The sequence below is a fragment of the Pseudomonas sp. NPDC096925 genome (assembly GCF_044762545.1).
Taxonomy (GTDB): Bacteria; Pseudomonadota; Gammaproteobacteria; order Pseudomonadales; family Pseudomonadaceae; genus Aquipseudomonas.
The window spans coordinates 280,307-294,614 of sequence record NZ_JBIWEM010000001.1 but is presented as its reverse complement, the minus strand read 5'-3'; the positions used below and the strand labels follow the sequence as shown (position 1 = coordinate 294,614).

The following is a 14,308-nucleotide window of genomic DNA, read 5'->3' as shown; positions in this document are numbered from 1 at the left end:
GAACCGCGTTACGCCTGCGCGATCGCGGTTTCCAGGTGCTCAGCCAGAGCATCCCAGGCAATGTTCTGTTGTTCGCCCTGACCACGCAGGGGCTTGAAGCCGATCTCTTGCTTGGCCAGCTCGTCGTCGCCGAGGATCAGGGCGAACAGCGCGCCGCTCTTGTCGGCTTTCTTGAACTGGCTCTTGAAGCTGCCACCGCCGGCGTTGACCGCCAGGCGCAGGCCCGGCAGGCGGTCGCGCAGGCCTTCGGAAAGGCGCAGGCCGGCCAGCTCCGCCTGTTCGCCAAAGGCGCACAGGTAAACGTCGATCTGGCGGCTGATGGACTCGGGCACCTTGCCCAGGGTTTCCAGCAGCAGGATCAGGCGCTCGATGCCCATGGCGAAACCGACGCCCGGGGTCGGCTTGCCGCCCATCTGCTCGACCAGGCCGTCGTAGCGGCCACCGGCGCAGACAGTGCCCTGGGCGCCGAGCTTGTCGGTAACCCACTCGAACACGGTCTTGCTGTAGTAGTCCAGGCCACGCACCAGCTTGGTGTTGATCACGAACGGGATGCCGGCAGCGTCCAGGCGGGCCTTGAGGCCCTCGAAGTGCACGCGCGACTCTTCGTCCAGGTAGTCTTCCAGCTTCGGCGCGCCGACCAGCACCGCCTGGGTGTTCTGGTCCTTGCTGTCGAGGATGCGCAGCGGGTTGCTCTTCAGGCGGCGCTGGCTGTCTTCGTCCAGTTGCTCCAGGCGCGCCGAGAGGAACTCGACCAGCGCGTCACGGTAGCGTGCACGGGCTTCGCTGGTGCCCAGGCTGTTGAGTTCCAGCTTGACTGCGTCCCGGATGCCCAGCTGGCCCCACAGGCGCCAGGTCAGCATGATCAGCTCGGCGTCGATGTCCGGACCGTCCAGGTTGAATACTTCCACGCCAATCTGGTGGAACTGGCGGTAGCGACCCTTTTGCGGGCGCTCGTGGCGGAACATCTGGCCGATGTACCACAGTTTCTGCACCTGGCCGTTGCCGGTGATGCCATGCTCGAGCACGGCACGCACGCACGCAGCGGTGCCTTCGGGGCGCAGGGTCAGCGAATCGCCGTTGCGGTCCTCGAAGGTGTACATCTCTTTTTCGACGATGTCGGTCACTTCACCGATGGAGCGCTTGAACAGCTCGGTGAACTCGACGATCGGCGTGCGGATCTGGCTGTACCCGTAGGTGTCCAGCAGGCCGGCCACGGTGCCTTCGAAGTAGCGCCACAGCGGCGACTGTTCTGGCAGGATGTCGTTCATGCCACGGATGGCTTGCAGCGATTTGCTCACGAAAAGTCCTTACGAATTCTGTGTGTCAGCCACGGACGATCAGCGCCGCGTCGGCCTCGGCCTTTTCGGCCGCTTTCTGGCGGATGAGTTTTTCCAGCTCATCGACCAGGTTGTCGTTGGTCAGTTTCTGCGCCGGCTTGCCGTCGATGTAGATCAGGTTCGGCGTGCCGCCGGTCAGCCCCACATGGGCCTCCTTGGCTTCACCCGGGCCGTTGACCACGCAACCGATCACCGCCACGTCCAGCGGCACCAGCAGGTCTTCCAGGCGCCCTTCCAGCTCGTTCATGGTCTTGACCACATCGAAGTTCTGCCGCGAGCAGCTCGGGCAGGCGATGAAGTTGATGCCGCGCGAGCGCAGGTGCAGCGACTTGAGGATGTCGTAGCCGACTTTCACTTCTTCGACCGGGTCGGCCGCCAGCGAGATACGGATGGTATCGCCAATGCCTTCGGCCAGCAGCATACCGAGGCCGACAGCGGATTTCACCGTCCCCGAACGCAGGCCACCGGCTTCGGTGATGCCCAGGTGCAGCGGCTGTACGATCTGCTTGGCCAGCAGGCGGTAGGCTTCGACGGCCATGAACACATCGGAGGCCTTGACGCTGACCTTGAAGTCCTGGAAGTCCAGGCGGTCGAGGTGCTCGACGTGGCGCAGGGCCGACTCGACCAGCGCCGCCGGGGTCGGCTCGCCGTACTTCTTCTGCAGGTCCTTTTCCAGGGAACCGGCGTTGACGCCGATACGGATCGGGATACCCCGGTCGCGGGCGGCATCTACAACCGCGCGCACACGGTCTTCACGGCCGATGTTGCCCGGGTTGATACGCAGGCAGTCGACGCCCAGTTCGGCCACGCGCAAGGCGATCTTGTAGTCGAAGTGGATGTCGGCCACCAGCGGCACGCTGACCTGCTGCTTGATGCGGCCGAACGCCTCGGCGGCGTCCATGTCCGGCACCGAGACACGCACGATGTCCACGCCGGCATCGACCAGGCGCTGGATTTGCGCCACGGTGGCGGCCACATCGTTGGTGTCGGTGTTGGTCATGCTCTGCACCGCGATGGGGGCATCACCACCCACCGGCACATTGCCGACCCAGATTTTGCGGGATTCGCGACGTTTGATCGGAGATTCGCCGTGCATGACTTACTGTCCCAACTTCAGGCGAGCGGTCTCGCCACTGGTGAACGGGGCAACATCGACGGCCTGGCCGTTGTAGCTGACCTGGGCGCCACGGGCAAAGCCCAGGCGTACCGAGAACGGCGGCTTGCCGGTCAGCTCGAGGTTGTCCCCCTTGCGCTTGATGGCGCTGAACAGCACCTTGCCGTTGCCGTCGGTGACCTGGGTCCAGCAATCGGCGACGAACTGGATGGCGACCTTGGCGCTGCCAGCCGGCACTGCGGCTGGCACGACAGGCTCGGCGGCGGCCACTGCCGCTACAGGCGTGGCAGGTACAACGGCCGCCGGGGCCGGGGCAACCGGTGCTACCGGCGCTGGCGCGACAGCAGGGGCGCTGGCAGCGGGTGCCACAGGCGCCTGCTGGGCCGGTGCTGGCACTGCGTTAGTGGTAGCGGCAGGTGCCGGGCTTGCCGGTGCCTGTTCGGCGGCGGCAGGCTGCTCGGCAGCGCCCTGCTCCAGCGGCAGCGGCGCGCTCTCGGGCTGCTGGCCAGCGGAAACGGCCTGGTCTTCAGGCTCATCGAGCGGGTGAATCTGGGTGGTACCGTCGGCGCTTTCGACTTCGACGTGCTCCAGGGCAATCTTGGCCAGGTCCTTGCCACGCAGGCTGCCCTGGTCCTGCCACCAGACAAAGCCGCCGCCGATCACCGCCACCAGCAGCAGCAGGCTGACGCCGCGCAGGATATTGTGCGACAGGCGCACCGGCTCTTCGATACGGCCCAGCGAGTGCACGTCGCTGCCTTTGGCGTGGGTGCCGGTGTAACGGTCGAAGGCGTCCACCAGGGCAGCCTGGTCCAGGTCCATCAGCTTGGCATAGGCGCGGATATAACCACGGGCGAAGGTATGCCCCGGCAGCTTGTCGAAGGCGCCGGTTTCCACGTGGTTCAACGAACTGACAGTGAGGTTGAGCTTGCGGGCCACCTCGGCTTGTGACCAGTCCCGGTTCTCACGGGCCTGACGCAAAAGCTCACCGGGGTTCTGGCCAGGCGCTACTGCTACTTCGGGATGCGCGGCTTTCATCGTTGCTCCGACAGGTATTGCTGATATTCCGGCGTACCGGGATAAAGTCGTTGTAATTGCTGGCCCAGCTCGGCCAGGGTGCCCTGCTCGTCGAATACCCGGGCAAGGCGGCTGCCCAGCAGCAGGCTACGGGCATCATGGTCGCTCAACTGGCTGAAACGATCGTAGTAGTCCCGGGCCGGCACATAATGCCTGTTTTCGTAGGACAACTCAGCCATTTCCAGCAACGCTTTCGGTTGCCGCTGGTTGAGTTGCAAAGCTTTCAGCAGATACGCCTGCGCCTGGTCGCGGCGCTCGAGCTTCAGGGCGGTCAGGCCCAGGTTCTCGTACACGCGTGAGCGTTCAGGATACAGGGTATCGGCGCTGGCCAGGCGAAACATCTGCTCGGCCTCGGCAAATCGCCCCTGAGCATAAAGGAAACTGCCGTAATTGTTGCGAATTCGCGTGTCGCCCGGGCGTGCCTGCAGTGCCTTGCGAAAGTGCGCTTCGGCCAGCGCCGGCTCGCCTTCGGCCTGGAACACCAGCGCCAGGGCGGCGTGCGCGTCGGCATCACCGCCATTCAGGGCCAGGGCTTTGCCCAGCGGCGCCTTGGCCTGCTCGGTCAAACCCTGTTGCAAATAACCCAGCCCAAGCTGCACATAGGCCCGCCCCGCCTCTGCCCTGCCCTGGCGGCTGGCCAGGGGGTCGCCCGCGCCGCCCGACACGCAGCCGGCCAGCAGCAAAAGCGCAAGGATCGACAGCGCGGCGCGCAGGCTCATGGGCAAGGTCCCGGTCAGTGGCTGGCGGGGCTGTCTTGCAGCTCGGCGTCCGCCGACAGCTGGCGCACGGCGATGTAGCGCTCGCTGCGGCGGGTTCGGTCGTTGACCTGGCCAACCAGCTGGCCACAGGCGGCGTCGATGTCATCACCACGGGTGGTGCGGGTGGTGACGTTGAAGCCACCGTGGTGCAACAGGTCCTGGAAGCGGCGAATGGCGTTGTTGCTCGGCCGCTCGTAGCCCGAGTGCGGGAACGGGTTGAACGGGATCAGGTTGATCTTGCACGGCACGTCGCGCAGCAGCTCGATCATTTGCGCAGCATGCTCAGGCTGGTCGTTGACGTCCTTGAGCAGGGTGTACTCGATGGTCAGCACGCGCTTGCCACCCAGGGTGGACATGTAGCCCATGCACGATTCCAGCAGCATCTTCAGCGGGTACTTCTTGTTGATCGGTACAAGCTTGTTGCGCAGTTCGTCGTTCGGTGCGTGCAGCGACAGGGCCAGCGACACGTCGATGTGCTTGGCCAGCTCGTCGATCATCGGCACCACGCCCGAGGTGGACAGGGTGACGCGACGCTTGGAAATGCCATAGCCCAGATCTTCCATCATGATCTTCATGGCGGCGATGACATTGTCGAAATTCAGCAGGGGTTCGCCCATGCCCATCATGACCACGTTGGTAATGGCGCGGTCGATCTTGGCCGGAACGGTCCCGAAGGATTTGTTGGCAAGCCACACCTGGCCGATCACTTCGGCGGCGGTGAGGTTGCTGTTGAAGCCTTGCTTGCCGGTGGAGCAGAAGCTGCAGTCCAGGGCACAGCCGGCTTGCGACGACACGCACAGGGTGCCGCGATCGTCGGTGGGGATGTAGACGGTTTCGACGCAGCTGCCGGAGGCAACGCGGACCACCCACTTGCGGGTACCGTCGGCGGAAATGTCTTCACTGACCACTTCCGGGCCCCGAATCTCGGCAACGGCCTCGAGCTTTTCGCGCAAGGCCTTGCCGACATTGGTCATGGCGGCGAAATCGTCGACGCCAAAGTGGTGAATCCATTTCATGACCTGACCGGCACGAAAACGCTTCTCTCCGATCGACTCGAAGAATTTTTCCATTTCCTGCAGGGTCAGGCCCAACAGGTTGATCTTGCCAGTCATGTCACTCATGGAATCACCCAAGACCTGCTTCGCTTAGCGAATGCGGTCGCACAGCTCGGTAGCGGAGAAGAAGTAAGCGATTTCGCGGGCAGCCGAAGCTTCCGAGTCGGAACCGTGAACAGCGTTTTCGTCGATGGAAACAGCGAAGTCAGCACGGATGGTGCCGGCAGCAGCTTCTTTCGGGTTGGTGGCGCCCATCAGCTCGCGGTTGGCCAGAACGGCGTTTTCGCCTTCCAGAACCTGAACGATGACCGGACCGGAAGTCATGAAGGCAACCAGGTCAGCGAAGAAGCCGCGCTCTTTGTGCTCGGCGTAGAAGCCTTCGGCTTCGGCTTTGGACAGTTGCTTCATTTTCGAAGCGACGACGCGCAGGCCGGCTTTCTCGAAACGAGTGGTGATCTCGCCGATGACGTTCTTGGCAACGGCGTCAGGCTTGATGATGGAGAAAGTACGTTGAACAGCCATGGAAAACTCCAGAAAAATGAGTGTTGCGAAAAATTAAACCCGCGAATTATACGCGGGTTCCAGGGGATTGCCTAACCTGCAGGATGCGTTCAGTCGGCTTCTTCGATCCAGGCCGCCTGGATGGCCTCGAGCACTTTCTCACCGCCGCGTGACGGATCGTCGCTGAATTCTGGCAAGGCCAGCACCCAGCGGTGCAGATCGACGAAATTCACATAACGAGGATCGACGTCCGGCTTGCTTTCTGCAAGCTGGATGGCGATCTCAAGTACATCAATCCATTTCAGGCTCATGGGGCAAACCTCAGTGCGGCGCTTCGGCGGCGTGGTTGAGCGAATACTTGGGGATCTCGATGACCAGGTCCTGGTCAGCGACAACCACCTGGCAGCCGAGGCGCGACTGAGCCTCCAGGCCCCAGGCCTTGTCCAGCATGTCTTCTTCCAGCTCGTCGGCTTCTTCCAGCGAGTCGAAACCCTTGCGGATGATGCAGTGGCAGGTGGTGCAGGCCTTGACGCCGCCGCAGGCGCTTTCCATCTCGATGTGATGGTCGTGGGCCAGCTCCAGGATGTTGGTCCCGGGCTCGACTTCCACGGTCAGCCCTTCGGGGCAGAACTTCTCGTGCGGCAGGAATGTCACCAGCGGCATCGGTTACTCCTCGATCTCATTCAGGTTGCGCCCGGCCAGTGCGGCTTTGACCGTCGAATCAAGGCGACGGGCGGCAAATGCGTCGGTCACCTGCGACAGACGCTTGGTCTGTTGCTCGATGGCAGCGCCATCGGTGCCGGCCAGCAAATCACGTAGTTCTTGCATCTGGAATTCGATGGCGTCGCGCTCGTCACTGCTGAGCAGGCGCTCACCGTCGGCGTCCAGGGCGCCCTGTACCGCTTCGAGCAGGCGCTCGCCGTCCACCTGGTGCTCGCGCAGCTGGCGGGCCTGCTTGTCGGAACCTGCGTGTTCGAAGGAGTCCTTGAGCATGCGGGCGATTTCGCCGTCGGTCAGGCCGTAGGACGGCTTGACCTGGATGCTGGCTTCCACGCCCGAGCCCAGCTCGCGGGCGGCGACGCTGAGCAGGCCGTCGGCGTCTACCTGGAAGGTGACGCGGATTTTCGCCGCACCGGCGACCATGGCCGGGATGCCACGCAGCTCGAAGCGCGCCAGCGAGCGGCAGTCGCTGATCAGCTCGCGCTCGCCCTGCAGCACGTGGATCATCATGGCCGTCTGACCATCTTTATAAGTGGTGAACTCCTGGGCACGCGCTACCGGGATAGTGGTGTTGCGCGGGATTACCTTCTCCATCAGCCCGCCCATGGTCTCAAGACCGAGCGACAGCGGGATGACATCCAGCAGCAGCAGTTCGCCACCTTCGCGGCGGTTGCCGGCCAAGGTATCGGCCTGGATGGCAGCACCGATGGCCACCACCTGGTCGGGGTCGATCGAGGTCAGCGGGGTGCGCCCGAACAGTGCACCGACGGCTTCACGCACACGCGGGACGCGGGTCGAACCGCCGACCATGACCACGGCGCTGACTTCTTCAAGCTCGATACCGCTGTCGCGCACGGCGCGGCGGCAGGCCTTGAGGCTGCGGGCGACCATGGGCTCGATCATGGCTTCGAAGCCGGCGCGGCTCAGTTGGCCCTGCCAGGCGCCATGGCTGACGCTGACCACGTCGGTGTCGGTCAGGGCTTCCTTGGCAGCGCAGGCGGTTTGCAGCAGCGCGCGCTGGGTGGCCGGGTCCAGGTCGGACGACAGCCCGGCCTGTTCGATGATCCAGCCGGCAATGGCGTGGTCGAAGTCGTCACCGCCCAGGGCAGTATCGCCACCGGTGGCCAGCACTTCGAACACGCCGGCAGTCAGGCGCAGGATGGAAATGTCGAAGGTACCGCCGCCCAGGTCATAGATGGCCACCACGCCTTCGGCGTTCTGGTCCAGGCCGTAAGCCACGGCAGCGGCAGTCGGCTCGTTGAGCAGGCGCAGCACGTTCAGGCCGGCCAGGCGCGCAGCGTCCTTGGTGGCCTGGCGCTGGGCATCGTCGAAATAGGCCGGCACGGTGATCACCGCCCCCACCAGCTCACCGCCGAGGGTGGCTTCGGCACGCTCGCGCAGAACCTTGAGGATATCGGCGGACACTTCCACCGGGCTTTTCGGCCCCTGCACGGTGTCGATGAACGGCATGTGCGACTCACCGCCAACGAAGCGGTAAGGCAGCTGCTCGCCCAGTTGCTTGACGTCGGCCAGGCCGCGCCCCATCAGGCGCTTGACCGACAGCACGGTGTTAAGCGGGTCGCTGGAAGCGGCATCGCGTGCAGCCTGCCCCACTTCGTTGCGCCCTTCGAGGTAGCGCACCGCGGACGGCAGAATGACGTTGCCCTGCGCGTCGGGCAGGGGCTCGCTACGGCCGCTGCGCAGTGCGGCGACCAGAGAGTTGGTGGTACCCAGGTCGATCCCCACCGCCAGGCGGCGCTGGTGCGGCTGAGGGCTTTGACCGGGTTCGGCAATCTGCAGTAGGGCCATGCTTATCTGAATACCTTAGGTGCCATCACGGGCAGCACCGGGTTAATCGTCGAGGCGCTCTTCCAGTTGGCGCACTTCTTGGGCGAGCTTGTCGAGGAACTGCATGCGGCGCATCAGGCGTTCGGCCTTGTCGCGCTCGCCTGGGGCGTCCCAGCAGGCGGCAAAGTCCTCGTTCAGCGTGTCCTGGGCGACCTTCAGGCGCTTCTTGAACACGGCCACGCCATCGAGGTCGGCCTCGTCCTGCAGCTCTTCGAGCTCTTCACGCCACTGCATCTGCTGCAACAGGAAGTCCGGGTCGTGGACCGTGACCTCCTGGGGCACTTCGTGGCCGCCGATGGCCAGCAGGTAGCGGGCACGACGCGGCGCACTGCGCAGGGTCTGGTAGGCGTCGTTGAGGGCCGCGGACTTTTCCAGCGCCACGCGCTGCTCGCGCTCGGAGGCGTCGGCAAAGCGGTCGGGATGGACTTCGCGGGCCAGCTCGCGATAGCGAGTGGCCAGCTTGTCGAGATCCAGGCGGAAGCTTGGCTGGAGGTCAAACAATGCGAAATGACAAGGAGTACCCACAGCCAGCCTCAAACGTTGAAGCTTTCGCCGCAGCCACACTCACCGCGCACGTTAGGGTTGTTGAACTTGAAGCCTTCGTTCAACCCTTCCTTGACGAAGTCCAGTTCGGTGCCGTCGAGGTACACCAGGCTCTTGGGATCGATGATCACCTTGACGCCATGGTTCTCGAACACCTGGTCTTCGTCCGCCAGCTCGTCGACGAACTCCAGCACGTAGGCCAGGCCCGAGCAACCGGTGGTGCGCACGCCCAGGCGAATGCCTTCGCCCTTGCCGCGCCCTTCCAGGGAACGCCGCACATGGTTGGCGGCGGCTTCTGTCATGCTGATAGCCATCTGGACTCCTTACCTCGCAACAGGCGACTTAGATCAAGCCTTTCTTCTGCTTGTAATCGCGTACAGCTGCCTTGATGGCATCTTCGGCGAGTACCGAGCAGTGGATCTTGACCGGCGGCAACGCCAGTTCTTCGGCCAGCTGGGTGTTCTTGATGGTTTCGGCTTCGTCCAGGGTCTTGCCCTTCATCCACTCGGTGGCGAGGGAGCTGGAAGCGATGGCCGAACCGCAGCCGTAGGTCTTGAACTTGGCGTCTTCGATCACGCCCTGCTCGTTGACCTTGATCTGCAGGCGCATGACGTCACCACAGGCCGGGGCGCCGACCATGCCGGTACCGACGTCCGGGTCTTCGGCATTCATCTTGCCGACGTTGCGCGGGTTTTCGTAGTGGTCGATGACCTTTTCACTGTATGCCATGGTGCAATTCCTTCCTCATCAGGGAGCCGCTCTTGCCGGCGACTGCTTAGTGGGCGGCCCACTCGATCTTGGAGATGTCAACGCCGTCTTTGTACATGTCCCACAGCGGCGACAGCTCACGCAGTTTGTTCACGGCCTCGCAGACTTTCTGCGCGGCGTAATCGACTTCTTCTTCGGTGGTGAAGCGGCCGAAGGAGAAGCGGATCGAGCTGTGCGCCAGCTCGTCGTTGCGGCCCAGGGCGCGCAGTACGTAGGACGGCTCGAGCGACGCGGAGGTGCAGGCCGAACCGGACGATACGGCGATGTCCTTCAGCGACATCAGCAGCGATTCGCCTTCGACGTAGTTGAAGCTCAGGTTCAGGTTGTGTGGTACGCGGGCAGTCTTGCTGCCGTTGACGTACAGCTCTTCGAGGTCCGAGACCTGCTTGAAGAAGCGGTCGCTCAGGGCCTTGATGCGCACGTTTTCCGCGGCCATTTCCTGCTTGGCGATGGCGAAGGCTTCGCCCATGCCGACGATCTGGTGGGTCGGCAGGGTGCCCGAACGCATGCCACGCTCATGGCCACCGCCGTGAATGATGGCTTCCAGGCGTACACGCGGCTTGCGGCTGACGTACAGCGCGCCGATGCCTTTCGGGCCGTAGACCTTGTGCGCCGAGAACGACATCAGGTCGACCTTCAGCTTCTGCAGGTCGATTTCGACCTTGCCGGCCGACTGCGCGGCGTCAACGTGGAACAGCACACCGCGCGAGCGGGTCAGTTCACCGATGGCGGCGATATCGTTGATCGAGCCGACTTCGTTGTTCACGTGCATCAGCGAAACCAGGATGGTGTCGTCGCGCAGCGCCGCCTCGACCATGGCCGGGGTGACGATGCCGTCTTCGCCTGGCTCGAGGTAGGTGACTTCGAAACCTTCACGCTCCAGCTGGCGAGCGGTATCCAGGACCGCCTTGTGCTCGATCTTGGAGGTGATGATGTGCTTGCCCTTGGTCTGATAGAAGTGCGCGACGCCCTTGAGTGCGAGGTTGTCGGACTCGGTGGCACCGCTGGTCCAGACGATTTCGCGCGGATCGGCGTTGATCAGCTCGGCAACCTGGCGACGACCGTTCTCGACCGCTTCCTCGGCTTTCCAGCCAAAGACGTGGGAGCGCGAAGCCGGGTTACCGAAGTTCCCGTCGACCAGCAGGCAATCGGCCATCTTCTGGGCCACGCGTGGGTCGACCGGGGTGGTCGCGGAGTAATCGAGGTAGATCGGCAACTTCATTTGTCTCTCCTATCAGGCGGTGGCGTCGCTCGTCGTCCCGGTGGGATCAATCGACGGCGGACGTCTCAATCTTGTCCAGCTGGGCGGTTCGGCCTGCGACACGACGCAGGTCCTGGCGCTGGGCGACTTCCTGCACTTCACGGCGCATGACGAGGTCGGCCAGGCTGATGCCGCTGAGGAATTCATGGATTTGCTGGCTGAGGTCGCACCACAGGTGGTGGGTCAGGCAGGTGTCACCGGCATGGCAATCCCCGAGGCCCTGGCAGCGGGTGGCATCGACCGATTCGTTGACCGCATCGATGACCTGGGCCACCTGGATGGTTTCCATGCCCCGCGACAGCTGGTAGCCACCGCCTGGACCACGCACGCTGGAGACCAGGCTGCTGCGGCGCAGCTTGGCGAACAGCTGTTCCAGATAAGAGAGGGAAATGCCCTGGCGCTCGGAAATGTCGGCCAAAGACACCGGCCCATGCTGCGCGTGCAACGCCAGGTCGAGCATGGCGGTCACGGCGTATCGGCCTTTGGTAGTCAGTCGCATGGCTATTGGGTACCACGGGAGTTACAGGATGTGAGCGAGTATGCGATTCCCGAGCATTTAAGTCAACTATTAGACCTAGTGCTTTAGTCGGGTTTGCATCGGGGAGGCGGGCGCGATTGTAGCAGACAGGGGGCGTGAGCACACGCCCCGTATGTCACCATGATTTCACCACGACGCAATCAATGCGACTGAGTGTCGCGCCGGGCCACCTGGGCAACTTCCTTGAAGTCATCTTCCGGCAGGGCTGGCAGCTCCTTGGCGCAGTAGTCGCTACCCATCCTGGTCAGGGCACCACACATACCCTCCAGCCGCTCGTCGACTGCCTGCAGGTGGTCGAGCATCTGGCCGATGGCACGGGCCACCGGGTCCGGCATGTCGCCACTGACACCATAGGCATCGAAGCCGATCTTCTCGGCCATGGCCTTGCGCTTGGCCTCGACCTCATCGTCTTCGTTCTTGACGATGATTCGCCCGGGGATACCGACCGCCGTGGCGCCGGCCGGCACTGCCTTGGTCACCACCGCATTGGAACCGATCTTGGCTCCGGCACCGACGGTGAACGGGCCCAGCACCTTTGCCCCGGCCCCTACCACCACGCCGTTTTCCAGGGTGGGATGGCGCTTGCCTTTGTTCCAGCTGGTGCCGCCCAGGGTCACGCCCTGGTAAAGGGTGACATCGTCGCCGATCTCGGCGGTTTCGCCGATGACGATACCCATGCCATGGTCGATGAAGAAGCGTCGGCCGATGGTGGCGCCGGGGTGGATCTCGATCCCGGTCAGCCAGCGGCCGAAGTTGGACACCAGGCGAGCCAGCCACTTGAAATCACGCTTCCACAGGGCATTGCCCAGGCGGTGCAGCCAGATGGCATGCATGCCCGGGTAGCAGGTCAGCACCTCGAAGGCGTTGCGCGCAGCCGGGTCACGATGGAATACGCTTTGAATATCTTCACGCAGGCGTTCGAACATCTGTCAGTCCTTCCGTTTATGCGGCTCGCCCCGGACCACTTTCTGGGTCTCGGTGAGGATGCCGCGCAAAATGCTCATTTCCGAACGTTCGACCGCAACCCGCCCATACAGCCGGCGCAGGCGCGGCATCAGGTGCTTGGGCTTGTCGGGGTCAAGGAAGCCGATGCCGACCAGGGTCTTCTCCAGGTGGTCGTAGAACAGCTCCATTTCGTCCATGGTCGCCAGCTCGCTGGCGTCAACCTTCTCGACCTTGCCCGGCGCTGCACCGGCAGCCAGCCAGGCCATGCGCACCTCGTACGAGAGCACCTGGACAGCGGCAGCCAGGTTCAGCGAGCTGAAGTCGGGGTTGGAGGGAATGTGCACGTGGAAGTGACATCGCTGCAGTTCTTCGTTGGTCAGGCCGGCGTGCTCACGCCCGAACACCAGGGCGATTTCCTCGCCACCGTTGGCATGCTCCACCGCCTTGGCCCCGCACTCGCGCGGGCCAATCAGCGGCCAGGGGATGCTCCGCTCGCGGGCGCTGGTGCCCATCACCAGGTTGCAGCCGACCAGCGCCTGCTCGAGGCTGTCGACCACCTGGGCATTGGCCAGCACATCGTCGGCACCCGAGGCTCGGGCACTGGCATCCTCGGCGGGGAACGCTTTCGGCTGCACCAGCACCAGACGCGACAAGCCCATGTTTTTCATGGCTCGCGCAGCGCCGCCGATGTTGCCGGGGTGGCTGGTATTGACCAGAACAACACGAATATTTTGCAGCAAGGTGTTGTGCTCACAGATGCAGGAATCAGGGCCTTCGATCTTACAGAACCGACAGACGTAACGCCACGAAAGCAAATGTGACACTTCTGCCGCCAAAGTTTTCTGCTAGAATGATCGGCTTTCTTCTTTAACATCTCCAGGTGACCCGCCCATGCAGCCTATGCTGAATATCGCCCTGCGCGCCGCTCGCAGCGCCAGTGAACTGATTTTCCGCTCCATCGAACGCCTGGATAGCATCAAGGTCGATGAGAAAGAGGCCAAGGACTACGTTTCCGAAGTCGATCGCGCCGCCGAGCAGAGCATCGTCAACGCCCTGCGCAAGGCCTACCCGAACCACTCCATCCAGGGCGAGGAAACCGGCCTGCACGCGGGTAGCGGCGAAGAAGGCAAGGATTACCTGTGGATCATCGACCCGCTGGACGGCACCACCAACTTCCTGCGTGGCATCCCGCACTTCGCGGTCAGCATCGCCTGCAAATACCGTGGCCGCCTTGAGCACGCCGTGATCGTCGACCCGGTGCGCCAGGAAGAATTCACCGCCAGCCGTGGCCGTGGCGCCCAGCTCAACGGTCGCCGCCTGCGTGTCAGCTCGCGCACCAGCCTTGAAGGCGCCCTGCTGGGCACCGGCTTCCCGTTCCGCGACAGCCAGATGGCCGACCTGGACAACTACCTGGGCATGTTCCGTGCCCTGACTGGCCAGACCGCCGGCATCCGCCGCGCCGGCTCCGCCAGCCTGGACCTGGCCTACGTGGCTGCTGGCCGTTTCGACGCCTTCTGGGAGTCGGGCCTGTCCGAATGGGACATGGCCGCCGGCGTGCTGCTGATCCAGGAAGCGGGCGGCCTGGTAAGCGACTTCAACGGTGGCCATGACTTCCTCGAGAAGGGCCATATCGTTGCGGGCAACATCAAGTGCTTCAAGGCCGTGCTGACTGCTATCCAGCCGCACCTGCCAGAGAACATGAAGCGCTAAGCGCGGATTGCCGGCACAAAAAAAGCACCCCTCGGGGTGCTTTTTGTTTGCCTGCCAGTTTTGTACTGCCTGTGCTGGCCTCTTCGCGGGTAAACCCGCTCCCACAGTGATAGCGACAACCTCAAGGACATTGCCG

17 protein-coding genes are annotated in these 14,308 nt (G+C 63.5%); 1 reads left to right on the top strand and 16 read right to left on the bottom strand.

The genetic code is table 11. The features are described 5' to 3' along the window. Positions 1-8 precede the first annotated feature (8 nt). The 16 genes from hisS to trmJ form a co-directional block, all read right to left on the bottom strand. The gene (hisS, locus tag ACIQYU_RS01475; protein WP_063911319.1) at positions 9-1,298 is read right to left on the bottom strand and encodes a histidine--tRNA ligase; all 1,290 of its coding nucleotides are present in this window, start codon (positions 1,296-1,298) and stop codon (positions 9-11) included. Between the two features lie 25 nt (positions 1,299-1,323). Beyond that, the gene (gene ispG, locus ACIQYU_RS01470; protein ID WP_003257869.1) at positions 1,324-2,433 is read right to left on the bottom strand and encodes a flavodoxin-dependent (E)-4-hydroxy-3-methylbut-2-enyl-diphosphate synthase; all 1,110 of its coding nucleotides are present in this window, start codon (positions 2,431-2,433) and stop codon (positions 1,324-1,326) included. A gap of 3 nt (positions 2,434-2,436) precedes the next feature. Beyond that, positions 2,437-3,486 carry a RodZ domain-containing protein gene (locus ACIQYU_RS01465; protein WP_402797922.1) on the bottom strand — a complete coding sequence of 350 codons (1,050 nt, stop codon included), beginning with the start codon at positions 3,484-3,486 and terminating at the stop codon, positions 2,437-2,439. Beyond that, on the bottom strand, positions 3,483-4,244 hold the full coding sequence (gene pilW, locus ACIQYU_RS01460; RefSeq protein WP_207834797.1) for a type IV pilus biogenesis/stability protein PilW: 762 nt from the start codon (positions 4,242-4,244) through the stop codon (positions 3,483-3,485). Before pilW ends, ACIQYU_RS01465 begins: the two co-directional genes overlap by 4 nt. A 14-nt stretch (positions 4,245-4,258) precedes the next feature. Beyond that, complete coding sequence (rlmN, locus tag ACIQYU_RS01455) at positions 4,259-5,404, bottom strand: 23S rRNA (adenine(2503)-C(2))-methyltransferase RlmN (protein WP_046615810.1); 1,146 nt, start codon at positions 5,402-5,404, stop codon at positions 4,259-4,261. Between the two features lie 24 nt (positions 5,405-5,428). Further along, positions 5,429-5,860: a nucleoside-diphosphate kinase gene (ndk, locus tag ACIQYU_RS01450; RefSeq protein ID WP_023382208.1), complete on the bottom strand. Its 432-nt coding sequence runs from the start codon at positions 5,858-5,860 to the stop codon at positions 5,429-5,431. Between the two features lie 89 nt (positions 5,861-5,949). Beyond that, positions 5,950-6,150 (bottom strand): Fe-S cluster assembly protein IscX, encoded by a 201-nt coding sequence (gene iscX / locus ACIQYU_RS01445; protein WP_023382209.1) that lies wholly within the window; start codon positions 6,148-6,150, stop codon positions 5,950-5,952. 10 nt (positions 6,151-6,160) lie between these two features. Continuing rightward, on the bottom strand, positions 6,161-6,502 hold the full coding sequence (gene fdx, locus ACIQYU_RS01440) for an ISC system 2Fe-2S type ferredoxin (protein WP_063911316.1): 342 nt from the start codon (positions 6,500-6,502) through the stop codon (positions 6,161-6,163). A gap of 3 nt (positions 6,503-6,505) precedes the next feature. Further along, positions 6,506-8,368, bottom strand: coding sequence for a Fe-S protein assembly chaperone HscA (hscA, locus tag ACIQYU_RS01435; protein ID WP_087503087.1), 1,863 nt, complete (start codon positions 8,366-8,368; stop codon positions 6,506-6,508). Positions 8,369-8,410: 42 nt separating this feature from the next. Further along, positions 8,411-8,932 carry a co-chaperone HscB gene (gene hscB / locus ACIQYU_RS01430; RefSeq protein ID WP_015269012.1) on the bottom strand — a complete coding sequence of 174 codons (522 nt, stop codon included), beginning with the start codon at positions 8,930-8,932 and terminating at the stop codon, positions 8,411-8,413. Between the two features lie 8 nt (positions 8,933-8,940). Beyond that, entirely contained in the window at positions 8,941-9,264 is a 324-nt protein-coding gene (gene iscA, locus ACIQYU_RS01425; RefSeq protein ID WP_003257854.1) for an iron-sulfur cluster assembly protein IscA, read from the bottom strand. Positions 9,265-9,292: 28 nt separating this feature from the next. After that, on the bottom strand, positions 9,293-9,679 hold the full coding sequence (gene iscU / locus ACIQYU_RS01420) for a Fe-S cluster assembly scaffold IscU (protein ID WP_003248539.1): 387 nt from the start codon (positions 9,677-9,679) through the stop codon (positions 9,293-9,295). Positions 9,680-9,725: 46 nt separating this feature from the next. Further along, complete coding sequence (locus ACIQYU_RS01415; protein ID WP_013971017.1) at positions 9,726-10,940, bottom strand: IscS subfamily cysteine desulfurase; 1,215 nt, start codon at positions 10,938-10,940, stop codon at positions 9,726-9,728. Between the two features lie 46 nt (positions 10,941-10,986). Further along, positions 10,987-11,478, bottom strand: a complete 492-nt coding sequence (gene iscR, locus ACIQYU_RS01410; protein ID WP_008092572.1) for a Fe-S cluster assembly transcriptional regulator IscR — start codon at positions 11,476-11,478, stop codon at positions 10,987-10,989. Positions 11,479-11,657: 179 nt separating this feature from the next. Beyond that, positions 11,658-12,443, bottom strand: a complete 786-nt coding sequence (gene cysE, locus ACIQYU_RS01405) for a serine O-acetyltransferase (RefSeq protein WP_207834799.1) — start codon at positions 12,441-12,443, stop codon at positions 11,658-11,660. Between the two features lie 3 nt (positions 12,444-12,446). Then, complete coding sequence (gene trmJ / locus ACIQYU_RS01400) at positions 12,447-13,202, bottom strand: RNA methyltransferase (protein ID WP_402797911.1); 756 nt, start codon at positions 13,200-13,202, stop codon at positions 12,447-12,449. Positions 13,203-13,353: 151 nt separating this feature from the next. On the opposite strand from trmJ, the gene suhB reads away from it, so the two are divergent. Continuing rightward, positions 13,354-14,172 (top strand): inositol-phosphate phosphatase, encoded by an 819-nt coding sequence (gene suhB, locus ACIQYU_RS01395; protein WP_003257850.1) that lies wholly within the window; start codon positions 13,354-13,356, stop codon positions 14,170-14,172. Positions 14,173-14,308 lie beyond the last annotated feature (136 nt).